This is a genomic window from Aquitalea pelogenes, assembly GCF_001515305.1.
Lineage (GTDB): Bacteria > Pseudomonadota > Gammaproteobacteria > Burkholderiales > Chromobacteriaceae > Aquitalea > Aquitalea pelogenes.
Genome location: NZ_LNQV01000178.1, coordinates 1 through 204 on the forward strand (window position 1 = coordinate 1; position 204 = coordinate 204).

The window sequence follows — 204 nt, forward strand, 5'->3', positions numbered from 1 at the left end:
CGGCTGCGTTATCACGGCCGCATTCTCAGCATCGACCGCGCGCATGAAGACGTGGACGAAATCCTGGGGCTGGAACTGGGGGCCGACGACTACCTGGCCGAAGTGCGGCTGCGTTATCACGGCCGCATTCTCAGCATCGACCGCGCGCATGAAGACGTGGACGAAATCCTGGGGCTGGAACTGGGGGCCGACGACTACCTGGCC

1 pseudogene is annotated in these 204 nt (G+C 64.2%); it reads left to right on the forward strand.

From position 1 onward, the window contains the following. Positions 1-204: pseudogene (locus tag AWT75_RS22000) on the forward strand (hypothetical protein); the annotation flags it as partial.